Origin of the sequence: Fictibacillus nanhaiensis, assembly GCF_036213205.1 — a bacterium.
Classification (GTDB): domain Bacteria; phylum Bacillota; class Bacilli; order Bacillales; family Fictibacillaceae; genus Fictibacillus; species Fictibacillus nanhaiensis_E.
In genome coordinates, this window is record NZ_JARMFC010000001.1 from 634,703 (window position 1) to 660,238 (window position 25,536).

Here is a 25,536-nt window from a genome sequence, read left to right on the forward strand (position 1 = left end):
TCTGGACAAGTCTTAAACGACTGCCTCATTCATATGTATAGAAGTACATCTCTTATTCTAGCAAAACTCTATTTACAAGTTTAGACAAAATATGAACAAATCATATCAATATGGAAAGGAAAGTTATGATGAAGAGTAAATTTCTTTCTATCTTCACTCTATTCTTTGTAATTTATCTATTAATCTCCGTTAAACCTGTAAAAGCAGATCATGGAAATTCTCTTATTTTCGCAGCTCACAATGATAAAATTTTGTTTGAACTACAACCCGCTCCTCGTGCGGTGAATGGTGTTTCGTACGTTCCCCTCCGTTCGTTCAGCACACACTTCGGCTTTCAGGTCGAGTGGATCGGAGCGACCGGTCAAATCATACTCAGGAAAGGTAACAAAGTAATAACCTTACACACCAAGACGAAACAGATGATACAAGGAAACACCTTTGTTCCCTTTTCTTATATAAACATAAACAACAATCTGCTTATCCCTTACCGCCAAATTAGTGAAGTGTTCGGTTATGGAGTATCTTATTCTCAAAAAGGACCGATTGCACGTGTTACCGATTCAGGCGCAAAATTATCACTCGATCAACTATATGAGAGGAACAAAGGTCAGATTGAGGCTTATCGTAAGGCTCACAACCCTCCACCACAAGCTAAGCCTCCAACACCGGCACCTGGCAAACGTGCTTTTCTTACCTTTGATGACGGACCGAACAAGCATACAGCGGGTATTTTAGATTATTTAAAAACGAATGGAATAAAAGCCACATTCTTTGTTTTAAAACCTAATGTTGATAAAAACCCCGAACTCATTAAACGAATGTTTAACGAAGGACATACAATTGGTTGTCATGGGGTTACACATGATAAAAGCAAATTTTACAGCTCTCCTGCTGCCGCCGTAGTTGAGATGCGTGAGTGTTTTCAATCGGTCGCGAATATTACTGGTGGATCTCCCTCCGCCATCATACGAACACCATACGGAAGTAAGCCATATATGACCGAATCGTATAGAAAAGCCATGGATACGGCTAGCTATAAGATGTGGGATTGGAACGTGGATAGTCTGGATTGGAGCTACAACAATGCTAAAAAAACGAGTGTGTATGTAAATGAGCAGATTTCTGGGGTGATTGGAGCTGGTCATGCACCGATTATCTTGTTGCACGATCGAGTTGATACCGTTGATATTTTGAAGTCATTTTCAATGAAATTAACTTCAAAAGGGTATGTGTTTGTTCCGATTACAGCATCTATTGAGCCATATAACTTCTGGAATAAATATGTGTTGAAGTGATGATGTGTTTGTAAATGGGTTTTGTGGGGTTCGGCTGCTGTAGTTAGAGTGATAGATGGTCCTTGGAGTAGCTTCTGTGAGGATGATCTCACAGAAACCGAGGATAATCTCGCGAGAATTTTGATAATCTCACGAAAATTACCCATAATCTCACGAAAAGTAGTCATAATCTCGCGAGTCGACACTTCTCGACACCTCTCGACACCAACCGACAACTTCAATTCAATAAAAAAGCTAAACCACCTCAAGTGGTTTAGCCTCCTTACAATAGCAGCCTACTTCCTATACGTACCGCCATAGTAATAATAAAGCTCAAACCTATAAGCCTCATTAAAAGTATCTTCTTCCACTGATAACCTTACAACTGGCTTTTCCTCATTAAATTTAGGGAGCCAATGAACATACAGATTCCTGTATTGATTATCTTCATCACGATTCCAATCCATATCAACTGTATAAGGAGTACCGTGAAGCTTCTCCAAGTTTGCTTTCATCTCATTAAACAAACTTGCAGCTTCATTTTGTGTCATCGTTTCAGAGCTATATTGATAAGAAATTCGATTCAGAATCCTTTCTTTACGGTGAAATTCAAAACTTGCATATCCTCCAGGAGCAATCGTGTCATCATTTTTGTAGCTGAGGTACGGAAACTTTGAATCTACGTAAATATCACCTTTTTGAAGTGATTGCACTTCAGCATCATTCATACCTAACGAAACGTCCGTAATTGTCTTCATCTCACTCAAAGGTAGCTTATGGAAAAACCCACTCGTCTTAATATCAGAGTGACTCATTGAAAAGTATGGTTTCCATTTCTCCACTTTTGAAGCTGCTTCATAGTACTCTATCGAATTATCTAAATCAAGTTCACTCGATAATCCAATCACGTCACCTTCATAATTGAAGAGAGGTGTACCAATGAATGAGTTTATATACGGAGTTTTCGTATAAAGCTGCTCACTCAGTCGATTCTCAAAACCATCTACTTTTACTTCAGTTCCTTTAGAAGCATCAAGCACAACAGCTTTTTGACCTTTCGCAACATTAGAGAAATGAACGTTTACAGGCTTTATCGTTATTGGTGATGCTAGCTTAACAAGAGCTAGATTTTCGAGAAGGTCCATCTCAACAATTCCTTCAACCTGAACTTTCTCTCCCTTCACGGTCTCAATGTATGCTCCTTCAGCTTGATTTACAGCAGATTGTGTTGTCAAGATGAGGCTTGGACTAACCACAACACCAGCCCCTTTATTGATATAAGGCAAACCATGTTTCAATTTTGTGATTGTTACTACCTTTTCTTGGTTTGCCTCCACAAACTTCGTGAACTCTGATCCTGTTATATGTACGCTCTTACTTTTGGAGTCGTAAGCAACCTTTGCGTGCAAAGTCTCTCCCACGAAACGTAGTGGCACTAATGTCCGGTTGTTTATCGCTTGAGCTGGCACATCAAGTACTTTTTTCATACCATTGATATTGGCCGTTTTCGAACCTACCTTCAAAGTAATATTGATTCTATCCTTCTTAATTCGTACAGTTTTGTCAGATGATTGATACGTAACAGAAGCTCCAAGACCTTCCGATACAGCTCGGATTGGCACAAGGGCACGATTCTCTTTAATAATAGGCTGCTGGTCGTATTGTTGCTTTGCCCCGTTCATATATAACGAAATGGAACTACTCGCAGCCACTTCTTCAGAAAATGTTAAAGGTGATAATGTGAGTGAAAGTCCGATACCAAAGCTAATAACTTTACTTCTAAGTCTCATTATTAAATCTCCTTCTGTCATCTTAATAAGTCTTTCCCCAACTAGAAAAAAGCCTTGAGTTGACCTCAAGGCTTTTAATCTTATTACTCTTGTTCCTCTTCAAAATAAGTGTCATAAAGAACACCCGTTAAATAGTCAGTAGAATACACTTTCCACGAATCATCACGCTTAATTAGGTGATACATGCTAGAAAGATCCTCTTCATAAGTATCTGTTACATTTTTCTTTAACTCTTCATCATAATAAGTGATCGTATACTTCACGATAAAGTTCTCTACATTTACTTTTGCAAAGCGAGTTGAAGAAGAGACAAGCGTCAACTTCGGTTCACTAATTAGCTCTTGTTTTTCTTCATAGAAGAATTCCTCTTCCCCTTCTGCAGGCATTTCTTCTTCTGGAATTTCTTCTTCATAACCAAACCCAAGGAATTGACCCATCATCGCATGAACAAGACCATAGTGGTTCTTGTCATTTAGCACCGCAAGCTTATCAAAGTCTTGTTCATTAAAAGCTGCCATGCCATCTTTTTCGTTTTGTAGAACTTGAGTCGTAAGTGCTCCCGCTTGAGGAAGACCTACTTCTTCTTTCCAAAGCGCTCTACGAATCATAACTGCAGCTTCTGCACGAGTTGCGTTTTTATCAGGAGAAACTGTAGTAGCTGACGTTCCACCTACGATGCCAACTTGGTTAGCTTGACGAACATGGTTATATGCCCAGTGGCTGCTCTTTAAGTCAGCAAACGTTTTTGCCGTACCTTTTGCAAAATCAACAGTTGGATCAAATGCTCTAACAAGGATTGATGAGATCTCAGCACGAGAAATCTTGCCGTTCGGATCAAAAGTCGTTGCTGTTTTTCCAGAAACTACTCCTAATGCACTCGCCGTATTGATGTCGTTTTGAGCCCAGTGACCTTTTGTATCTGTGAACGCCGTACCTTTTTTCGTTGTTTCTAATTCTAATGCACGAACGATCATCGCAACAAACTCAGCGCGACTAATCGTGTTGTTCGGATTTAAATAAAGATAGACGATTCCTTGCTTGCGGTTGAATTCTTTTTGACCACGTAAAATATCAGCTTGTAACAGATCAAGCATTTCTGTCTCAGCCCATGATCCCCATGTGTCATCCGGATAATAGTTATCCCACGGATCTTTATACTCTGCTTTAACTGGTGAAGCGATTGTTCCAGCTATGATTGCCGCACCTACTAATCCCCCAATAAACTTTTTCAAAAAAGTTCCCCTCGATTCAAAATATTATACATTACGGAAAAATTTTATAATTTTTACAATGTTTTGTCCTATGTCATTTGTACTATTTTTCAAAAGTTATTTAAGATAAAATCCTTGTGATAATAGCTTTCAGACAACGATTCTGTCATTCGACAAGTTTCGCTATTGATACCTATATAATTTGCAGCAAAAACCAATACTTCACAAGGTTAAGTTATTTTATAAAAATAAAAAGACTCATCACTACGGATGAGCCTCCTCATTATTTCTTTTTCATGATGTTTTCTAACACATCACTAAAAATAACTATGTCTGAGATGGATATTTCTTTCTTTGCTTGATCATAAGCTAGTTTACACAAATTGATATCGGTTATTTTCCCTGTTTTACCATCAAAACACGTACCTTTATCAAAGAAACCTTCCACCGATGACTTGTAGGTGTAGTCTCCATTCGTGAATGAGAGGTCACGCTGAACGACCAATTGGTTCTGTTCATCAAACAGGTTTCCGCCCATCATGAATCGATCATCAAACGGAACGCCTAGAGCATGAAGAATCGTTGGCGATAGATCCAGCTGTCCACCCGTTCTTTCATACACACCTTTTCCTTCGTCGTTCGGCAAGTGCATCACGAGCGGAACTTCGTGGAACGTCTTTTCGATGTTGTATGGCGAATACTTTTCACCGGCAATCTTCATCATCGCTTCGTTATTATCAACACCATAATCGTGATCTCCATAAAGAAGTAATACGGTCTCGTCCCACAGATTTTCCTTCTTGAGACGTTCAACTAGCATACCAACCGCTTCGTCCACATAGTGAACAGAATGAAGATAGTCACCAACAATATCTCCTTCATATTCACCAACGTCCAGACTGCGGTAACTCGACTGGATATTATAAGGATGATGACTTGTGAGTGCGACCATAAATCCATAAAACGGCTGCTTCATTTTTAAAAGCTCATCAACAGACTGCTGCATGAACGGTTTGTCACCAAGCGTCCACCCTGCGATCTCACCGTCTTTAAAATCACCTTCACCAATAAAGTGATCAAACCCGTAATTGTCATACACCACATAACGATTCCAGAAGCTTTTCTTGTAAGCATGAAACGCCGCAGTTTCGTACCCTTTTTGTTTTAAGATACCAGGCAGCGCATCGAACGTGTTACTCGGATATCGCACATAAACAGAACCCGAATATAACGGATGAAGCGATGCGTTCGCTAAAAACTCAGCATCCGATGTACGCCCTTGTCCCGTTTGAAGTGAGAAGTTCGGGAAGTACATGCTGTCATTAATAAGTTTATTAATATTCGGCGTTATTTCCTCACCGTTGATCTTTTGATTAATCACAAAATTTTGGAACGCTTCGAGTTGGATCATGATCACGTTCTTATCTTTTGCCACACCATAAAACGGCGTTTCCTTGCTCATTTCTTTTTGATGATTCGCGAACCAGTCTTCAATCTCTTTAGACTCTTTGGCCGAGATCTTCTTTTGTTGAAAGACCGTTTCGTTCACAAACCGATAAACATCAAAACCATGGAAGCCTAATAGACCAGTCTGGCTATAAAGTGCCATGTTGTACCAGTTACTCGCAAAAAGAGCCGATCCGTACTTTTTCGTATATTCATTGATCGGACTCATGATGAAGAGGTATCCGATGAAGAATGCAGCTAATCCCAAAGCGCCACGTGTTACAACACGCGCTTTCAACTGTCCGTTTCCACGCTTGATCAAAATGATCATTAGTGGAATTAACACGAGTAGATCCGCGATAAAAATAAGATCTTTTCCTTGAAATAAATCTAGTATACTACCAGAAATCGCTCCAACTTGATTGGCTTGCGACAACACGGTCATTGACAACAAGTCGTTAAAATATCTGTAATAGATCAGGTCTCCTACTATTAAAAAAGTAAGGATTCCATTTAGAATAAGCAAGCTGATCCAGCGCTTGCTTTGTTTTAGGAACAGTGTCCAGAACGAGACAACGAGTAGAGCACCCACGCTAATTAATGTTAATCCTGCATAAAATCCAATGATTGTTCCTTCATTTAGAAGTTTACTAAGGCTCTCTTTTACATAGCCCACAAGACCCGTTTGAGCAAAAACGGTATCAGAAAAAGCAGCAAATAAGTAGAGTTTAAGAAAGACAGCGATCAGAAAGGCACCGTAAAAAAAGAAGTCCCATCCCCAGCGCTTAAAACCTTTAGAAATCATTCACGTGTATCCCCTTTCAGTACCTCTATCATTTTACATTTATATATAAAAAAGGGCAATCATCCCTGGTGGAATTATGTGGTTGTTGGTTGTTTTGGGGGCGGGGCGGCGGGGCGGTGGTGTCGAAAGGTGTCGGCTCGCGAGTATATTGAAATTTTCGTGAGATTACAGGAAAACCTCGTGAGATTATGTTCACTTTTCGTGAGATTATTAATGATTTTCGTGAGATTACTAGTCTCAGCTAGGTAAGTTTAGGCTTTTCCTTCTTTGCTACAAACGGAAACATCAGCCAAACTAAGGACAACAACATCTACAAATACGAAAGGTAGATAGATAATGAGGAAATTAAAGATAGAACAGCCGATTATCATTAATAAACTAGAAAACTTATTAAAAAGATGCCCATCCAGCCATTCAAAAAGATCACAAATTATTGAAAGTCTCCGAAAATATCGTTCAGGATATAACGGTGAGCAATCTTTAGCCTACTATTACAGATACTTACCAAAGGAAGAGGTATCTTTCTATCCTGGACTCAGGATCCTGCATGATGGTTATTACTTTCAGATGGATTTACTCGTGGTTACTCCTCATTTTTTATTAATAATCGAGATTAAAAATCATGCTGGGCATCTTTATTTTGACGATAAAGTGAATCAGATGATCAGGACATTCGATGGTCATAGAGTTGCGTTTGAAGATCCTGTCTTACAAGTAAACCGGCAAAGGTATCATCTCATTCAGCTCATGCAACAACATAAATTCCCTGCCATTCCAATTGAGACATTGGTTGTAGTGGCAAATTCCTCTACAATTGTGGAGTTCTCACCTACATATAAAGAGGCGATGCAAAAAGTAATCAAGAGTCCTCAACTTCAATTTAAATTTATGGAGTTTCAGCAACGGCACAAAAACAACATTTTAGAGAATAGGACAATAAAGAAACTAGTTAAACAGTTGTTTAAATTGCATGATATCTATAATCCTGATGTTTGCGAGCTCTTTCAGATAGACAAAACCGAACTTATTACAGGTGTACTATGTTCATCATGTATACTTCCTGCCACCATGTACTATAAAGGAGCAAATTGGCGGTGCACAAATTGTTCGCACACGTCAAAAACCGCTTATATTGAGGCACTAATAGATTATGCATTCCTTATATCCCCTACAATTACAAACCGTGAATGCAAAAAGTTTTTACATATGCCATCAACCAGTGTTACAACTCATCTGTTAAAATCACTTCACTTGCCGTATATCGGTTCCACCAAATCGCGATCGTACAGCTTATTACCATTAATAGAAGCAATAGAAAAAGACAGCCCTCGTAAAAGAGCTGCCTTCAACCTACATTAATTCAATTTTAACTTTAACGTATACGGTGTTAATGAGGCGTTACCGAAAATGTCTGTGACTTTCACGTGATACGTTCCTTTTTTAACAGAGAAGTTTAAGAACTCAGCGTCTCCTAAACCATACGTGTCAGAGGATGCAACAAGCTTTCCTTTGCTGTCATACAGACTGATCACACCGTCGATCTGTGCGTTTGCAAATGTTAGGTTACCTGTTTTTGCACTCTTCACATTAAACTTGTACCAATCTGCATCTCCGTTTGAAACGCCAGCGTTGAGATAGCCTGTGCTTTCCCACGTATTTGTTGATTTCCATTTTAGTGCGATCGGTTTAGATGGTACATTGTTCTTCACAACAGATCCTGCATCTTCATCTTTCGTGTTAACTGGTTTTACCGTTAGCTCGTATTCGTTCAAGTTAGCAGGCGGGTATTCCCAGCTCCATTGGTCAATAATGATGAAGTAGCCTTTTCCTGATTTTGCTTTAAATGAACCTTGTTCAGGATCGTTCGCAAATCCTCGATCCGTCACGCGTGCGCTTCCGAATTCCTCTTCATCTAGCTTTCTGTTACCGTTTGTGTCTTCTAAAATAACGAGAATACCATCAACTGGTTGAAGCAATTCTTTTGGATATTTTGCTTTCAACTCTTTTGACGTTGCTAACGGCTGGAAGTGCGCACCATAGATGCTGTTTGATTTTGCTTTTACATAATAAGCATCCAGATCTCCATTTGAACCGAAGTTCGCACGGATTTTCTCACCAGCCATATCTTTTACTGGTTTATTCTCAAAATCGTTGTTTGGCTCGTGCTTATCTTCCGTATTCTTAAATTTCATCTTTGACGTGATCACATAACGGTCAAAACTAGGTTGATAGTTTAAGTCCATCACGCGGATAAAATATTCTTCCCCTTTTCGCAGCCCTGCAGATAACTGATACTTCGTCTTCACATCGCTAAATCCATACTCAATGTTTGATGCGACCGGAATGAGGTCCATATATCCGTCTTGGAACTCGTGAATTTTTAGAATTTCAACTACCGGTACAGAGTCGGAGTAACTGAAGTCAAACTGTACGATTCCGCTCTCATCAAGCTGTAACTTGAAATAATCTTCGTCACCGCTGAACTGAAGATGACCCATTGCGCCTGTTTCTACATCATATTCCAATGCAGATTCGCGCAGTTGATTCATCATTTCTTCTTGTTCAGCCATCCAATCTTCATTCTCAGATTCATGGAAGCTACGTTTGTATTGTGCACGTTTCTTTAGGAAACTTTCGATGGAAATATCACCTTCCATGTACTCTTCCTCATAATGGCCGTACAATGGTAGGCCGTCTTCGTCTTCAGACATCGCTTTTGCATCCACTTTTAGAGAATAAGGAAGGTGTGAAGATGGCCATTCCTTCATCCCATTACCTACTTCGCCCATCATGAACGAGTAGCTTGGTGTGTGGTTGTTCACTTCAATAATATATTCCATGCCAGGCATCGCTTCAAATGTATACTTTTCACTTTCGCTCGTAGGCTTGAAATTGATTACTTCCATTAGATGCTCCATTGGTGGCATCTCTTCTTCTGGCATACCTTCCATTTCCTCTTCAGGAAACTCTTCAACCATATAGACGCCAATGGCACTATCAATTCCTGTTACTCCTCTTAAGTCTACATTAACAAGTTGTGGCTCTTCACCTGCTAGTTTAAACGAGTAGAAATCAGAATCTCCATTTTCCTCTGCCGTAAAGGTACGATCGGTTTCTTTTTCATTGTTGTAAGGGAAAGCTTTGATTTGTACTGGCTTCTCTTTCGTGTTTGTATCTTTCAAAAGCCCATCAAATTTTTCTAGAGTTAACTGATAAGAGGATTTGCCGGCTGCATTATAGTTTCCGTTCGCATCTGAAACACCGATTACAAGCGTGCCATCTTCAGACACTTTATATAGGTGTCCTTCTGCTTTTCCTTCAGCTACTGCGTTAATAGGAAGCTCTTTCGGTTTCGCATCCTTACCTATTAAATAGTAAGTCATCTTATAGTCATAATCTGATGATCCTACAAGAGTTGTTTGAATGTACTGACCTGCTTTTACAGGAACTTGAACAAACTTCTCTTCATACGGAAGCTTAATCGCTCCTTTTTCTACTAACTTTTTCGTAAGGTCTATTTTCTTCGCAGCTTTTAGTAAGCTCGCTTTATCACGTTTTACGTTAACAGAAGGTGGAATTTTAGAAGTATTGAACGAAAGGGCTTTAACCGGATCAACAAGCCCGTTAGCAAACTTCGTGTCGTACCCTTTTGCTCCGAGATCTTTCGTTGTATGTTCTAAAATGTACTCAATCTGTTTTGGTGTAAGGTTAGGGTTCTTCGATAATAAAAGTGAAGCAACACCAGCCACCACTGGAGATGACATCGATGTTCCGCTCATCTTCATAAACGATGACTTTTTCTCGTAATGATAAAGCGGTGCATATACATCTTCACCTGGTGCAACAACATCCACGGAAGGACCGTAGTTCGAGTAATAAGAGAGTTCGTTCAACTTATTTGTTGAACCAACAGAGATAACACCCTCTAACGCAGCTGGATAAGATGGCATATCGATCGCTTCATTACCTGCAGCTGCGACTACGGTTACGTTTGCAGCTAACGCTTTTTTTACAGCTTCAGCAATAAGTGGAGAATTAGAGTAGCCACCTAAGCTCATGTTGATCACTTTCGCCTTCTTCTCAACCGCATAAAGAATAGCTTCAGCAATTACATAATCAGAAGCGCCCATGCCTCGATCAAACACATCGATCGGTAAAATCTCCACGTTCGGGTTAATTCCGTATCCGCCGATACCGTTTCCTTTTTCACCCGCAATGATACCCGCAACATGCGTTCCATGTGAATCAGGAGAACCTTGATTCATCGGATTTACCGCGTTATACGATGGAAGTAACTTGTTTTTCAATTCAGGATGATTTTTATCAATACCTGTATCAATTACAGCTACACGTACTTTGTTCTTACCGCTCATCGTTTGAGCTTTTCCTACATTTAATAGGGACAGATGATATTGTTCAGCTGTCTTTGGATCAGGTGTTCCTTGTCTAGTAAAAAGCGCACTTGGTGAAACATAAGTAACAGAATTTAGTTTGCTATAGTTCTGCATAACCGCATCTAGCTTTTTACCTTTATCAATCTTTACTACATCATAACCTAGAGAAGTAATTCGTCGTTGTAGGGATGCTCCTGCCTTTTTGTGGTCAGAAGCAGTTAATGGTTTGACATACTTCACAATCAGCACAGAATCACTCATCTGTTTTTGCTTTTGTTTAGTAGGACCAAATAAGTTTTCTTTTACGGTATTACCTGGTTCAAATAAAGAAGATACCGGAATCGAGCTTACCTTGACCTCGTCTGATTTTGCTGAGACTGTCGTTAAGCCCGTTCCAACTAAACTAGCTGTCAGAGTGAGTGAAGCTAGTTTCTTGTGCCAATTACCCATACACTTAACCCCTTTTATAGAAATATTTGGTATATCTTTTTCTATTATATCAGCCTATGAAACTATCTTACAAATTTTTGAATAAAAAAAATCGAGATATGGAGATTATCAACCACGTCTCGAAAACCAGTCTTATTTTTGGTATTTTTCTAATTCCTTTATTAATGTTTTTCCAGTCATACCACCTGGCACATTAATTCGATTTAATTTAAAAGGACCTTTTTGTTTATAATTCATGCCTGGCTTAATCGTAAACGTCATCTTAATCCCAGCTTTTTTAAGCAACTTTTCGGCACTATCGCTATGGTCACCAAACGGATAGGCGAACGAGATAACATTATTGCCGACTTTTTCCTCTATAGTTTTTTCATTTAGAAGTAAGTCGTCTAATACTCTCTTTTCGTAGGCTTGCTGTGTTTCAAGTTTACCGTCTATCTTTATAGGTGTGGTAATTGCCCCTCGGTCATAAGTTGCAGTTTTTCCTTTATGATGCATGTTATACGTATGAGACTGTATTTCAAAAACACCAGATTCATACATTTCCTTCGCTTGTGCCCAGGTCATTCTAGGAAACTCGTACTCTTGCCCATCTTCTATCCGACTTCCTATTATATATACAGTAGCTTTCATATCTAATTCTTTTAAAATAGGATACGCAATCTCGTAGTTACTTACATACCCATCATCCATCGTGATGAGAAGTGGCTTTTGCGGAAGTTCTTTCTTTCCTTCCATAAACGCAAGCAAGTCGTGATCGTTTATCGTTGTATAACCCTGTTCTTTTAATGCGAGTAGCTGATCTTTAAAAAGATGAGGTTCTACAGTAGCGTTAGTTGAAAGACCTTCTTGGAAATGATGGTACATCAAAACCGTAACCGGAATCTGTTCTTGAGGTAGATCCGTAGACTCAGCTGAACTTATGAGAACGGAACGAGTCGAGTTGTTCCATTTCACTATATAGCCGAGTGAGTCTGCAATAAAACGAATAGGTACAAACGTGCGGTTATCTTTTGCAATAACAGGAACATCTATTGTAGTAGATTTACCGTTCTTCCAAACGGTTTTCTTATTTAATGTCAGCTTTAGTGTTGTGTGTTCTTTCAGGATTGTTATGCTATTATCTTTTGCGTCCCATTTAACGGTAGCATCTAAGTTTTCGAATGTTTTTCGGATTGGTACGAGTGTTCGTGAATCTTTAACATGTGGTGGAACATCGTATATAATTTTGGTTTGATCGATGTAGACTTGAATGTCATCTGCTGTTGCTGAGCCTGGTGGGTATAGCCAGAGGCTGATTGTCATGATAAGTATTAAAAGAGTTTGGATGGCTTTTGCTAGTGAAGCTTTATTTTTGTGAAACTTCAATTGTAACTCCTCCTGCAAATTACATTTTTTGAGAAATAACAATTATTTACAGAAAAAAAGACTAAAGCCTAATGGCCTTAGTCTTTTTAATGTGTAACTATTATTAATTACTTAGTAAGAGTTACATCAACACTTACTGGAGCAGCTAATAGGTTAGCATCAGTGTGAGTGTCACCAGAAACTTTTACTGACTTAAGAACGATTGTAAATGTTCCGCCATCTTTACCAGATGCATGAGTTACAGTTTCACCAGAAACAGTTACATCTGAAGAGTTTACTACAGTAGCTTCATAAGAGAACTTACCATATGTTCCGTTAAGATCCCAAAGGTTACCAGTTGCAAGTGAAGTCGGTGCACCATAAACGTTAACTCCAGTAGAAACAGCTCCTGATTTTACATCAGTAATTGAAACTAGAGGTTTGTTATATTTATATCCACCATTTGAAGCAGCTTTCTTAACTCCAAAGAAGAATTCAGGGCCACTATTTGTATCTTTTAATAATTGAGTAGCATCAACTTTTCCAAATAAAATTTCTTCAAGAGAGATGCTAGTGTCTCCAGTTGCAAGCTTAATAGATACAGGTTTTGTATCAACCATAGCTTTGTGTGGAACTAACCATGAGTTTGTAAAGTCGATTGTTTCAGTTACTGTGATTCCAGAAGCAGTAACTTTAAGATCTGCTTTTCCACCCTCACTCATTGTGTATAGAGATGAAGCATCAAAACCAAGTACAGGACCAGTAAGATCTAACCAGCTATCAAGAGAAGTACCAAGAGCCGCGATACTTGGAGTTGCTTTACCAATGCGGTTACCGTTAGCATCTAACTCATAAACTGTTGAAAGATCAGTTTCGTAGTTGAATACTCCAGCAGCATCAATAGAGCTATAAGTTGGAACTACATCGATTGATGCAGGAGCCTTAGTAGCATCTACATTAACAACACTTACAGTAACATTCTTAGTCATTGCCGGAGTTGTATCTGTAGATTTAGCAAAATAGTTAACGCGAACTGTAGCAGTTGGAACAACCTTACCTTGTTTAGAAGTAATAGTAAATGTGTTGTTTGTGCTGTTGTAAGCACCTAAAGTAATTCCTTCTTCATTTGTAGAGATAGTTACTTTAGAAGCAGCAGGACGAGCAATAGCTTTTCCGTATTGGTCAACTGAATAAACAGATACTGTAGTAGTATTTACGCCAGCAGCTGTAGTTCCTTTTGACTCATCAGAAAGTTGTACAGATGTAGCACTTAAATCGATTTCTTTAAATGCTGGTGCAGCAATTACTTCAACAGTAATTGTCTTTTTTGTCTTATCAGCAAAAGTGATTTCGAAAGAAGCATTTCCAACTTGCTTGTTGTTGTTAGCAGTAAGAACTAGGTCGCTTCCTGAAACAGCACCAGTTGCAACTGTAGGATTTAAAGATTTAACTGTAGCACCAGTGAAGTTAACGTGAGCTGCATCTGGATCGCCGTTTGTTGTATTAAACAAAGCAACCTCAGCTACTTCACCATTGTTGTACAAGTTAGTATCTTGTTTAGATACATTGAATACAGCAGTGTTAGCAGGTGCAGTACCAGAAGTTGAAACTAAAGTGAAACCTTTATTTTCTACAACTGGAACAACTTCTTCAACTACTACATTGAAAGTGTTTGTTACAACTGTGTCATCAGAAAGTGTAGCTTTAACTGTTACTGAAGCAGTTCCTTCATTAACAGATGAAGCTGTTAAAGTATCACCAGATCCTGTTACAACATTAGTATTGTTAATAACATAAGTAATGCTATCTGGAGTAACGACTTTACCTGATTTATCTTTAAGAACTACTTTAGAAGTTTCACCAAGTCCTAAAGAAGTCTTAGAAAGGTTAACTGTAATTCCATAGTCATAAGTGTAAACTAGCTCTGCTTTTAATTCAGCAGCAGCTTTACCGCTCATAGCATTCTTAACGCCTGTTGCAGTAACAGTGTACTTAGCACCAGAAGTTAAACCTTTGTTTAATTGAAGTGTTACTGACTTTTTGTCTGCAGAAAGAGTAGCTTTAGTTACAGTAACTCCACCAGAAACAGCAAAGTTAGTGTGATCAACGTCTGCAATTGGAGCGTTGAATTCAACTGTAACTGTATCTCCATCAACAGCACTTACAGCTTTAATTTCAGGAATAGCGTTTGCTTTTGCCCAAGCTTCGTCAGCTTTTTGGATGAAAGCAGCCATCTCAGCACGAGATACTACATCAGTTGGAGCGAAAGTAGTAGCTGTTTTACCGTCAGCAATTCCCCACTCAACTAGAGTTGCGATATCGTTTTTGAAGATGCTCTTGTCAATGTCAGTGAAAGAAGTAGCTTTTCCAGACCCTTGAAGATCGTAAGCACGAACGATTAGAGCTGATACTTCACCACGAGTAAGTTTGCGGTCTGGAGAGAACATGTTGTCTCCAGTGCTTCCCATGATTTTTCCGTCTTTAACTGCAGCAACTGCGTTATGGTACCAAACACCTGGTTTAACATCAGTGTATCCAGCTTGTTGACCATCTTTATAAAGTTCTAATTTGTTAGCAAAAAGCGTAGCTGCTTCTGCACGAGTCATAGTTTTTTCAGGAGCAAATGTAGTTCCACTTGTTCCAGTCATATAACCCTTTCCAGAAACATAATCTACTGCTCCTTTGTACCAAGCTCCTGCTGGTACATCAGTGAAAGTAGCTGCGCTAGCTACTGGAGCAACTGCTGAAGCAACTACTGCTGCTGTCAGACCAGTTGCCATAAATTTACGATAAGACTTAGACGCCATGTCGTTATTTCCTCCCTTAATATGTAACTATTAATATATGATTTAACTAAGCTATGAGTCCCAGGGCCCACAGATCAGTAAATACCAAATTATACAAACTATAACAATAAATAGTATATTTGTGGGGATAAGGTATGTCAACATAAATATCCAATAGTTCCAAAATATTATTGTATTCCCATCTTTCCTCACAAGTGGCAAGTTTTACCTTGTTACGATTATTTTACAATATATTTCATTTTATGCAATATATTTCTTTCAAATAAATTCTATAAAATAGCAATAATTGTATTAAATGGTCGAAATTTGATGTTGTTTGCCCTTACAGTAACCTATATCGACACATTTTTAGTAATGTTTAGTAAAAAACGGAAATAAATATATTGAAATATTTTCTTGTTATTCCAGAAAAATATAAAACAAAGCTGTTACAATTGTTACATAACTGTAAACTACTAAAGTCCTATTATGTGATAAGCTAACTTTTGTAGAAAATAATAGAAAATTCACTAAATACTAGTTTATAAGCTCACATATTGGGGAAAGGTAGTGTTTTATGGTTAAGAAGTTAGGCACATGGATCGTATCTCTTCTATTAGTACTTACTCTTTTACCTGGACAAGCAAAAGCAAGCGAAAAAGAGAACTTAATCGCAACCGCAAAAAAATACATAGGTATAAAGTACGCTTGGGGTGGAACTTCACCCTCAACCGGATTTGATTGTTCTGGTTTCAACTCATATGTATTTAAGCAATTCGATGTTAAACTTGCTCGAACAGCAGCTGAGCAATATAAAGGTGGAACTTCCGTTAAGAAAGCGGATCTAGAGCAAGGCGACTTAGTTTTTTTTGCCACAACAAGCTCTGGCGCATCCCACTCAGGTATATATGTAGGAGACGGTAACTTCATTCATGCTTCTTCATCAAAAGGAGTTATGATTTCTTCTGTAAGTGATCCTTATTACTGGGGTTCTCGATATCTTGGAGCACGTCGTTACTTAGAAGAAGATAAGATTGCATCACTTGCTGTTCTTCCAAAAGGACAATATCATGATGTACCGAATACATACTGGGCTTACACGCCTATTACGAATTTAAGTAAAAAGAATGTCATGAGCGGATATCAATACAGCCAATTCAAACCAACTCAATCGGTAACGCGTGCAGAAGCAGCAGCGATGGTTGCAAACGCACTTAATATTGATGCTTCAACAAAAATGAGCCACTTCCGTGATGTAAAGACTTCACACTGGGCAGTTGGATCGATCAACGCAGTAAAAGAAGCTGGAATTATCTCTGGTTATCCAGACGGTTCATTCAAACCGAACAAAGAAATGACTCGTGAAGAAATCGCAGCTTTAATCACAAAGACATTCGCTTTAAAAGATAAAGAAGTAAACTCATCGTTTACGGATGTAAAAGAAGGTTACTGGGCATACAATGCGATTCAACAATTGAATGCTAACAACTTAGTGTCAGGTTATACGGACAACACATTCAAACCATTAAACAAAACATCACGCGCAGAGTTCTCCGCATTCCTATACAGAGCAATAACTACCGTACCCGTTAAATAAGACGAAGCCACCTGAAAAAAAGTTTCAGGTGGCTTCTATTTTTTTACATAATATTTGAAAAACTGCTCTCCGTTAGTTGGAGAACAGCTTTCTTTAGTTACTTTCTTCTATTGTTCTTGCAAGAAACACTGCCATTTCGGATCGCGTAACGGGATGGTTTGGTTTGAATGTGCCATCGTTGTAGCCATTTGCTATAGATGCAGCAGAAAATCGTTGTACAGCGTTATATGCATAAAAGTCTGAGTTGATGTCTTTGAAAGATTTTGCCGAACCTGTTGTTTCTTTTAATGTGTAAGCTCGATCTAGTAGAGCGATGACTTCACCGCGCGAAATGATTTGAGTTGGTTTGAACGTGCCGTCTGAAAAACCAGTTGCTAAACCTTTTTCAGACATCGTTGCTACATAACCAGAAGCAAAATAGCTGCTTTTCACGTCAGGATAACGAGTGGCTCGTGGCGTTCCATCTAATTTCAGTGCACGTCCAATCATAGATACAGCTTCTCCGCGTGTTATTGGTTTTAGCGGATAAAACTTGCCGTCCGGATAACCAGATAGGATGTGATTAGCATTCAAATCATACACATATTTTGCGTACCAATCTGAAGGTTTGAAGTCAGGAAACAAACCGTAAACTTTTGTTTCAATAGCTGCCTTACTAGATTCTAATCCCCCATCATTTACTGAAGTAACTTCATAATTATAGAATCCTGGTTTGATAGACTCGCTGAATTGAAGCTGTGAAACTAAGGATGAGATTTTAACACCGTTTCTGTAGATGTTATAACCCTTGATCTCTTCATTTGTAGAGTTTGCTGACCAATTCAACTGGACTTTTCCGTTTGTTAGGATTTTATAAGTTAGATTCTTTGGTGCTGCTGGTTGTTGAACGCGCTTTGGCGCTTGAATCAATCCATACCCATAATTCACATCACGTCCAGGCGCTCCAAGATCTCTTGTTTGTATATTAATTTTTGTGCGTAGTTCTTGTGCAGTTAGGTTAGGATATGCTTCTTTATATAGGGAGTAAATGGCTGTCACATAAGGTGTTGCCATTGAAGTTCCCGTTTGGAATTCATAACTATTTTGAACGAATGTACTATAAATGTTCACACCTGGTGCTACAACTTCAAGTTCAGGACCCGAGCCTGAAAATTTTGGATGTTTGTCATATTGATCAACTGCTCCAACCGCTACAACACTTTCATATTTTGCTGGGTACATCACGGCCTGATCTTCGCTAAACGTTGTATCCGTGTGGTTACCAGATGCTGCAACAATATGAAGGCCTTTCTTATGAGCTTCATCCACCGCAAGTCTTAAAGCTTTTGATCCTTCTTCGCTCGATAGACTTAGGTTAATAATGTTTAGTTTTTGTTGCACCGCCCATTCAATTCCATCTATGATCTGTGAATGAAGACCGACTCCATTTTTGTCTAAAACCTTAATCGCGTAAAGTTCCACTTGTGGTGAAAGACCCCTTATGCCAAAATCATTATCTTGTGCAGCTATAATACCTGCAACGTGTGTGCCATGTCCGTTATCATCATGATAAGTTGGGGCGCCAGGTATGAAAGACGCACCACCCGCTATCTTTAAATCTTCATGTTTAGTGTCAATGCCCGTATCAAGAATCCCTACTTTTACGCCCTTTCCACTATAGTAAGAAGTGTTGTGATCTGATATAGGTGGAAAGTTGAGTTTTGATAGATATGGATTTATGTATTGTTCTTCTGTCTGTACTGTTTTGTCTTGCTCGACGAAGCGAACGTTAGGAGATTGCGAAAGTTTATATGCAGCTTCTTCGGTAAGGATTGTGGAAACTGCAGAAATGCTCTCTAGCTTTGCTTTGATAGAGGTACCGTGAGATTGTAGTAACTCTTCATCGATGCTGTTTTTAAACACTACGATGTATGCGTGTTTTGCAGTTTTCGTTTCAGTTGCAGCAGTTTCTGTATCTGTAGCTGCTTGGGTTTGCGTTGGTAATGCAACGATTGGTGCGATTAGAGAAGCAGAAATGAAAACAGCCCCTATTTTCGATTTGATATTGAGCATATGAATCCCCCTATAGAAGTAAATGGTGGAAAATTAGAAATTGTTTGGGGTCAGACCCCTTTCTTAACTATCGGTTTTTTTGACTAGTAAATCAATAGCAGGAAATAAGAAGTTTTGTCGAAGATGGCAGATAAATATAAAAGAAGTCCATATGGAAAGGATGCTACGCTTCCTTTCCATATGGACTTCTAAAGTAAAATTTATTTATTGCTAAAGTAGTCTTTAATTCCAAGATGAATGGCGTTTGCTGCTTTTTTACGCCACGTATCAGATGCAAGTCTAAGCGCATCATCTTTATGATCAATAAACCCTAATTCAACTAACGTACTTGGCATATTCTTTTGATATTTAATAACATAGAAAGGTCCCTTTTTTACACCACGGTCTTCCATGTCTAAATCAGAACTCATCATACGTTTTTGTATAAATGTTGCTAACTTTTTGTTCTCTTCACTCATAGCATTATCAGAACTGTAATACGTTTCTGTACCATGAGCTTTTCCGTTAAAGGAGTTTATATGTACAGAAACAAATACATCTCCTTTAGCTTTCTTTGCAATCGATACTCTTTCTTCTAACTCGTGAAAGATATCGGTCTCACGTGTCATTACAACAGTTGCACCTGCATCCTCTAAATAATCTCGTAGATGTTTTGATACAATTAATGTAAGGTCTTTCTCCTTCATCCCATAACCGCTAGCACCTGGATCATGATCTCCGTGCCCAGCATCGACAACAATAATTTTACCGCTTAAAGGATTAGAAGGATTAGAAGTATCTGAAAACCCATACTTTAGATACCCTCCATGTACGTAGCCTGTCAGTGACGAGCTTTTAATATATGCCCATCCATTTGATAGTTTCGTATACACATCCACCGTTGTGCCGTATCTTAGCATACCGATTGCAGAATTGTTAGCATCAGGGCCAGTTCTTACATTTAAGAAATCAGCGGTCACTTGTGCCTGAGCGATCGGTGTTGATGTTGGCGGTAATGGCGGTGGCGGTTCAGGCTTTGGCTCTGCTGGCTTACTTCTAAACTCTGGATTTAGTACTCTAGCAAGCATAAGCGCAAAGTCAGCACGCATGATGTAATCTTTTGGACCAAATTTTCCGTTCGGATACCCTCCAACTATACCGGCTGTTGCTAGTTTGTTGATTGGAACATATGTAGGCGAACTTTTTGGTACATCAGTAAAGGATAGATTGCTTGTTTCCTTGAAAGACCAAGCTCTCGATAAAATCGAAGCCATCTGTTCACGGGTAAGTTTATCACTTACACCAAAGTAACCATTCCCATAACCCGACAGAATGTTATCACTGCTCATATCCTGAATGTAACCTGAAGCATAGTGACCTTTTGGAACATCACGATATTCCGTTTGTCTGTACCCTCCCTTTAACTGAAGAGCACGTCCGATCATAGAAGCCGCTTCTGAACGTGTTACATAACTACCAGGCTTGAACGTACCATCCGTGTAACCACTAAGAATTTTCTTGTTGGCCAAATACATAACTTCATCGTATGCGCGATGACTTTTTGACACATCAGGAAAAGACGCAGCAGAAACTGACGCAGGTGATGAGAAGCAAAGTACAGTCATCAGCATCATTAGCCATGCGACGACATTCTTCTTGCCAATCATCCAAATTCCTCCTAATATTGTAATTTATTTATAGTTTAACAGTTCCTTCCAAAAGGGTATATACTTAGTTTGTACTAAAATAGATCATTTTCTTTGTAGAAATAAGTAGAACCATTAGTAAGGATGTAATATTTTGGAGGAAACTATTTCCTATATCAAAATTAATATCGGTCATAATTTGTCTGATTTTAGCTAAAAAAATAAAAGGACAGAAATCTGCCCTTTTTAGATCAACCTATTTGTATTTTTTAAACGCTAACGGCCACTGTATCATTTACAACTGTAATACGTTTGCTTTCAGTAGTTACTTCTAATCCAGAATCAAAACTTAGCTCTGTAAAAAAGCAAAATCTCGAAGCTGGATACGGGTATGATAGTTGGTTAAGATCAAGTCCTAGAGCCTCTACTACTTCTTTAATACACTCTTCAGCCACATTTTCTAACCCCCGGTTCACAACATCTTCCATGTTCTCAAAAGCTGTCATTCTTGAAATAGATGTTCCCATACGATAATAAGTAAACTTGATTCCGATTTTGTCCATTTAAGCAACCACCCTTATTACGAATAAAGTAAAATAATTTATTACATTATTAGAATTATCTCACAATAATTGATTTTTGTGTTAATTTTTCACATGTCTTATATCGGCCTATCTTTTTAAACGTTTACTATGTTTTTCAAAATGAGTGTGCACAAGAAAAAAAGCTCTGAACCAAAGGTCCAAAGCTTTATTACTTATCACACTAATTGCGCCAAAGTTCAACGAGATTTCCAAATATCACATCATCTGAAATACCAAGGTGCTCAATGCTTTTATCATAAAGAGGCTTACACGTTTCCGCAGAAACAGACTCTCTTTTCTCAATATCATAACACGTTCCGTTTTCTAACTTTAGATCATAAGCAGCTTTGTAATAGTATTTATCCGTTTTCACTGAACCGTATCGAAACACAACAGAGCCTTCTTTATCATCTAACAAGTTTTGTCCCATGTGATGGTAATTCTCTTTATTCATTCCAAATAGATGCAGCAACGTTGGCATAATATCTACTTGCCCGCCAGCTTTATTTATTTCCTTTCCATCAACACCTGGCACATGCATCAACAAAGGAATACCATCTTTCACTTCTAGCTCTCCAAGTTTATCTGCTTTTGTGTTAGCAAATAAGGTAGACCCTGTATTCGCCTGCATATATCCGCTATCATGATCACCATAAAAGACAACGACCGAGTTTTCCCATAGTCCTTCTTTTTTAAGTTTTTCAATAAACGTTCCAACTGCCTGATCCACATAATGAACAGACTGAAGATAGTTTCGAAGGTTAACATCACCTACATCATCAATATCCAAGTTTTGATACTGAGCTGGCATCGTGTAGGGATAATGTGAAGTTAAAGCGATTAAGAACGAATAAAACGGATCCTTACCTTTCTTCATGATATCAACGGATTGCGTGAAGAAAGACTCATCTCCTAAAGACCAACCGACCTGCTCACCTTTTTTAAAGTCTTCAATACTATGAAACTCATTAAATCCAAGGTTTGGATAAACAATGTAACGATTCCAAAACCCAGGTTTATATGCATGAAAGGCTGCTGTATCATATCCACTCTCTTTCATAATGAGAGGAAGTGAATCATACTCGTTACGAGGAAACCTTACATAAGCTGATCCTGTTGCAAGCGGATAGAAAGATGTATTCGCTGAAAACTCCGCATCCGATGTGCGTCCACTCGCTGTTTGATGATGTATATCACTAAAATAGAGCGATTCTTTTTTTAGCTTATTTAAGTTTGGTGTGATTTCTTGTCCGTTTACTTTTTTATCGATGACATAACTTTGGTAAGCTTCAAGCTGAACCATAATTAAATTCTTCCCAGCTGCTTTTCCTTCATAAGCCGTTTGAACGGGAGGTTCTTCATTTTTATCCTGGAACCAAGCTTGAGCGTCTTTTCGATCTTTCGCACTAACTTCCTTCTTATTTAATACATACTCATCTAAGTACTTATACGTATCAAATCCATGAAAGCCGAACAAACCTGTTACTTCATATACTCTCATGCTCGATAATGTCTTATCAAAAAGGTACGCTCCACCCTTTTCAACAAAATCATGAAGCGGATAGAAGAATAGCCACGCTCCAGCAGCTCCAGCAACTAAACCTGTTGCAAGACGAAGAGCAGGGTTTGCATTTTTGTTATGTGGAATTTTTTTATAAAGTACTACCAAGAGTACTATGAAAATCAGAACATCACCGAACAATAAGAAATCTTTCCAAGTAAAAAGATCACCAACCGAACTGCCGAGTGAGCTCATCTGTTTTATTTGTAATAATACTGCGCTCGAGATCAAGTCCTCGAAATATCTGAAATAAATCGCATCTGCTAGGATTATGAATGAAAGTATAAAATCTACAACGATGAGGGCAATCAATTGCTTTCTAAGTTTCAAAAAAATTGTCCAGAATGAAACTAATATGATCGCTCCGAATGAAACGAGCAGAATCCCTTCTCTTAGTGGTGAGAAAGAAGCATCATTCACAAAGAAGTTAAACAATCGTTTAAACATTTCAATGATTCCATACTGTGAGAATAGGGTATCAGACTGATTAGAAAACCATGTTAACTTCCAGCCGATGAGGATAACAAACATACTATAAATGAGAAGAGATATGCTTAACGACTTTATTTGCTTTTTCATCTTAGCCACCTTTATAAATTACTTTTATTACAGAACTATTAACGTTATGTAAATGCTACTATTTTTGAACACATTTTTCAATCCTATCCATCCTATTCCCTATTTTTCCAAATCTATATCTTAAATTGTTCAAACGTTTGTACCTTTTTGTGGGGATAATGATGACTTGATTTCATTTATTCATCGTGTTGTTGTACGCTAATACAAGAAAGACTCACAAGGAAATGCCGCTACTTCAAAACCTATAAAAGTTTATATGGATGGAGGAAAACTTCCTTTTCAAACAGCACCGATTATTAAAAATAACCGTACTTTTGTAGAAATGAGACCGATTTTTGAAACTGCAGGTATCAAGCTGTACTGGGATCAAAACACACAAACGATTACAGGAAAAAAAGAAGGAACTACGATCAAACTGCAAATTGGTAACAAAACAGCCTATATCAATGGAAAAGCCGTTCAGTTAGATGCAGCACCTTTTGCAAATAACAACTACACATTTGTTCCACTACGTTTCATTGGTGAAGCGACTGGATATAAGGTTGACTGGCATAAGACATTCAATCTGATCCATATTCACGAAAATCATGAATTTGTTGAAGACCGCGCTTTTACAAAAGAACAATTAAAGGAAAACATGCTTGAAACACTTAGAGAAGGTAAATTTCCAGACTTCCCAGTAGGGTTAAACGATGGTGTTGGTGTACTTTTAGATGAAGCAGGAGCACCTAAAATCTTCAGACCAGGAATTTCTGAGACAGAAAAATTTGAAGAGTGGATGTACGGGGATTATTGGTTTGTATTTAAAAATGGCGATGTTAACGCGATTAAGGTTGAGCCTACTCGTGCAACAATTACTTTAGATGATGTTTTTAACGCGCTCGGACCTGCCGAAAACTTATACTTACATGATGTTTCAGGAAATATGATCTATGCCTACTATGAAGGCTTGTATATGTATGAGTTTATGTACGATCAAGAGAAAGTTATTTCTATAAGTTTAACGCGTTGGTTTTAACCTAGAAGAGTAGAATGATAAAAACCAGCATCGAATGTTTTATAAATTCCGATAGCTGGTTTTTTTGATGGGTCTATTGCGGTAGATGAGACTGGCAAGAAGTATAGCGGTAGCCCCACCGGTAATATCTATGACTACATCTTCTACATGTGGCGTGCGATTTTCTGTGAAGTTTTGATGTGTTTCATCAAATGCCGCATAGCTTGCTACAAGTATTAGTGCGATGACGGCTGATTTCCAGGTTCTGTTTCCACTTATGCGTAAAGCACGGAAAGCGAAAAAACCAAGTGCAAAGAAAACGGTAAAATGAGCTCCTTTACGTATAAAAAACTCTACGAAGCTTGCTGCTCCTCGTGCTTCTACACTAACTTCAGATCCAGCATAATTGACTTTCACGTCACTGAAGTTTTTTTCGACTTTTTCTAAATCTACATATTTACCGATCTCAGGCCGTACATCTTGCTTTTGATACGGTTGAGACGATGAATAGAAAACACCTATAACAATCAATAGAACAGGAATCCACTGATATAATTTCAATTTCAATCCAAAAACTCCTTTATCCTTCGTAATTGTTCATTATACAGCATATCCAGATCTTTATGAAGAAGACCCCTAAACAAATAAAAAAAGCATCAGTTAATCAAAACTGACACTTTGGAGAAGTAATTAATTTACATTGTGTAAATCAACAAGTTCATATGTAAGCTGTGTTTTGTTCTCTTTCCAGTTGATCTCAATCACTTTTGCTTTACCTGATGGTTGTGACTTCTCCGTTTTTTGAACGTTTTGGATATTGTTCAAAACGTATATGTGGTATCCTTCAAGCTCTAGTTTGAATGTATTTCCTTCTAAACGTTTTTCCATTCCGTTCGTTAAGATGCTCGTATGCATGTTAAAAGGCATGTTCATTATGAAACACTCTCCCTCTTATTCTTATCTCTATTTTAAAAGAAGTTCAGAAGTTCGTCTAATGAAATAAAAAAAAGCTTGAAGAGAAGTCTTTCATTCTCTTCAAGC

General features: G+C 38.3%; 16 protein-coding genes. 4 read left to right on the forward strand and 12 right to left on the reverse strand.

The annotated features are described in order from the left end of the window. Positions 1-125: 125 nt before the first annotated feature. A complete protein-coding gene (locus P4V41_RS03140; protein ID WP_328083370.1) occupies positions 126-1,295 on the forward strand; it encodes a polysaccharide deacetylase family protein in 1,170 nt (389 codons plus the stop codon). 275 nt (positions 1,296-1,570) lie between these two features. Here P4V41_RS03140 and P4V41_RS03145 read toward each other — a convergent pair whose 3' ends face one another. From P4V41_RS03145 to P4V41_RS03155, 3 genes are all read right to left on the reverse strand, one after another. Continuing rightward, entirely contained in the window at positions 1,571-3,064 is a 1,494-nt protein-coding gene (locus P4V41_RS03145) for a stalk domain-containing protein (RefSeq protein ID WP_328083371.1), read from the reverse strand. A gap of 83 nt (positions 3,065-3,147) precedes the next feature. Continuing rightward, on the reverse strand, positions 3,148-4,296 hold the full coding sequence (locus P4V41_RS03150) for an S-layer homology domain-containing protein (RefSeq protein ID WP_328083372.1): 1,149 nt from the start codon (positions 4,294-4,296) through the stop codon (positions 3,148-3,150). A gap of 262 nt (positions 4,297-4,558) precedes the next feature. Further along, positions 4,559-6,526, reverse strand: a complete 1,968-nt coding sequence (locus tag P4V41_RS03155; RefSeq protein ID WP_328083373.1) for an LTA synthase family protein — start codon at positions 6,524-6,526, stop codon at positions 4,559-4,561. Between the two features lie 336 nt (positions 6,527-6,862). Here P4V41_RS03155 and P4V41_RS03160 point away from each other — a divergent pair, with 336 nt between their 5' ends. Continuing rightward, positions 6,863-7,885: a nuclease-related domain-containing protein gene (locus P4V41_RS03160; protein WP_328083374.1), complete on the forward strand. Its 1,023-nt coding sequence runs from the start codon at positions 6,863-6,865 to the stop codon at positions 7,883-7,885. Here P4V41_RS03160 and P4V41_RS03165 read toward each other — a convergent pair. The 3 genes from P4V41_RS03165 to P4V41_RS03175 all read right to left on the reverse strand — a co-directional run bounded on the left by P4V41_RS03165 (position 7,882) and on the right by P4V41_RS03175 (position 15,521). Beyond that, positions 7,882-11,370 (reverse strand): S8 family serine peptidase, encoded by a 3,489-nt coding sequence (locus P4V41_RS03165; RefSeq protein ID WP_328083375.1) that lies wholly within the window; start codon positions 11,368-11,370, stop codon positions 7,882-7,884. The genes P4V41_RS03160 and P4V41_RS03165 overlap by 4 nt on opposite strands. Positions 11,371-11,502: 132 nt before the next feature. Continuing rightward, a complete protein-coding gene (locus P4V41_RS03170) occupies positions 11,503-12,735 on the reverse strand; it encodes a stalk domain-containing protein (protein WP_328083376.1) in 1,233 nt (410 codons plus the stop codon). Positions 12,736-12,842: 107 nt separating this feature from the next. Next, positions 12,843-15,521: an S-layer homology domain-containing protein gene (locus tag P4V41_RS03175; RefSeq protein ID WP_328083377.1), complete on the reverse strand. Its 2,679-nt coding sequence runs from the start codon at positions 15,519-15,521 to the stop codon at positions 12,843-12,845. A gap of 556 nt (positions 15,522-16,077) precedes the next feature. Here P4V41_RS03175 and P4V41_RS03180 point away from each other — a divergent pair. After that, complete coding sequence (locus tag P4V41_RS03180) at positions 16,078-17,097, forward strand: S-layer homology domain-containing protein (protein ID WP_328083378.1); 1,020 nt, start codon at positions 16,078-16,080, stop codon at positions 17,095-17,097. Between the two features lie 93 nt (positions 17,098-17,190). On the opposite strand, the gene P4V41_RS03185 is transcribed toward P4V41_RS03180, so the two are convergent. The 4 genes from P4V41_RS03185 to P4V41_RS03200 all read right to left on the reverse strand — a co-directional run bounded on the left by P4V41_RS03185 (position 17,191) and on the right by P4V41_RS03200 (position 23,498). Then, entirely contained in the window at positions 17,191-19,149 is a 1,959-nt protein-coding gene (locus tag P4V41_RS03185; RefSeq protein WP_328083379.1) for a S8 family serine peptidase, read from the reverse strand. 200 nt (positions 19,150-19,349) lie between these two features. Beyond that, positions 19,350-20,795: an N-acetylmuramoyl-L-alanine amidase gene (locus P4V41_RS03190; protein WP_328083380.1), complete on the reverse strand. Its 1,446-nt coding sequence runs from the start codon at positions 20,793-20,795 to the stop codon at positions 19,350-19,352. Between the two features lie 248 nt (positions 20,796-21,043). After that, the gene (locus tag P4V41_RS03195) at positions 21,044-21,337 is read right to left on the reverse strand and encodes a hypothetical protein (protein WP_328083381.1); all 294 of its coding nucleotides are present in this window, start codon (positions 21,335-21,337) and stop codon (positions 21,044-21,046) included. Positions 21,338-21,539: 202 nt separating this feature from the next. Next, positions 21,540-23,498, reverse strand: a complete 1,959-nt coding sequence (locus tag P4V41_RS03200) for an LTA synthase family protein (RefSeq protein WP_328083382.1) — start codon at positions 23,496-23,498, stop codon at positions 21,540-21,542. 256 nt (positions 23,499-23,754) lie between these two features. Here P4V41_RS03200 and P4V41_RS03205 point away from each other — a divergent pair, with 256 nt between their 5' ends. Continuing rightward, on the forward strand, positions 23,755-24,516 hold the full coding sequence (locus tag P4V41_RS03205) for a copper amine oxidase N-terminal domain-containing protein (RefSeq protein WP_328083383.1): 762 nt from the start codon (positions 23,755-23,757) through the stop codon (positions 24,514-24,516). Positions 24,517-24,555: 39 nt separating this feature from the next. Here P4V41_RS03205 and P4V41_RS03210 read toward each other — a convergent pair whose 3' ends face one another. Both P4V41_RS03210 and P4V41_RS03215 read right to left on the reverse strand, forming a co-directional pair. Further along, the gene (locus P4V41_RS03210; protein ID WP_328083384.1) at positions 24,556-25,062 is read right to left on the reverse strand and encodes a VanZ family protein; all 507 of its coding nucleotides are present in this window, start codon (positions 25,060-25,062) and stop codon (positions 24,556-24,558) included. Positions 25,063-25,185: 123 nt separating this feature from the next. Further along, a complete protein-coding gene (locus P4V41_RS03215) occupies positions 25,186-25,428 on the reverse strand; it encodes a DUF2584 family protein (protein ID WP_328083385.1) in 243 nt (80 codons plus the stop codon). Positions 25,429-25,536 lie beyond the last annotated feature (108 nt).

Bases quoted from the DNA above. Each gene is read 5' to 3' on its own strand.
- P4V41_RS03140 (WP_328083370.1), top strand. From the start codon at position 126: ATGATGAAGAGTAAATTTCTTTCTATCTTCACTCTATTCTTTGTAATT.
- P4V41_RS03145 (WP_328083371.1), bottom strand. From the start codon at position 3,064: ATGAGACTTAGAAGTAAAGTTATTAGCTTTGGTATCGGACTTTCACTC.
- P4V41_RS03155 (WP_328083373.1), bottom strand. From the start codon at position 6,526: ATGATTTCTAAAGGTTTTAAGCGCTGGGGATGGGACTTCTTTTTTTAC.
- P4V41_RS03160 (WP_328083374.1), top strand. From the start codon at position 6,863: ATGAGGAAATTAAAGATAGAACAGCCGATTATCATTAATAAACTAGAA.
- P4V41_RS03165 (WP_328083375.1), bottom strand. From the start codon at position 11,370: ATGGGTAATTGGCACAAGAAACTAGCTTCACTCACTCTGACAGCTAGT.
- P4V41_RS03175 (WP_328083377.1), bottom strand. From the start codon at position 15,521: ATGGCGTCTAAGTCTTATCGTAAATTTATGGCAACTGGTCTGACAGCA.
- P4V41_RS03180 (WP_328083378.1), top strand. From the start codon at position 16,078: ATGGTTAAGAAGTTAGGCACATGGATCGTATCTCTTCTATTAGTACTT.
- P4V41_RS03185 (WP_328083379.1), bottom strand. From the start codon at position 19,149: ATGCTCAATATCAAATCGAAAATAGGGGCTGTTTTCATTTCTGCTTCT.
- P4V41_RS03190 (WP_328083380.1), bottom strand. From the start codon at position 20,795: ATGATTGGCAAGAAGAATGTCGTCGCATGGCTAATGATGCTGATGACT.
- P4V41_RS03195 (WP_328083381.1), bottom strand. From the start codon at position 21,337: ATGGACAAAATCGGAATCAAGTTTACTTATTATCGTATGGGAACATCT.
- P4V41_RS03200 (WP_328083382.1), bottom strand. From the start codon at position 23,498: ATGAAAAAGCAAATAAAGTCGTTAAGCATATCTCTTCTCATTTATAGT.
- P4V41_RS03205 (WP_328083383.1), top strand. From the start codon at position 23,755: ATGGATGGAGGAAAACTTCCTTTTCAAACAGCACCGATTATTAAAAAT.
- P4V41_RS03215 (WP_328083385.1), bottom strand. From the start codon at position 25,428: ATGAACATGCCTTTTAACATGCATACGAGCATCTTAACGAACGGAATG.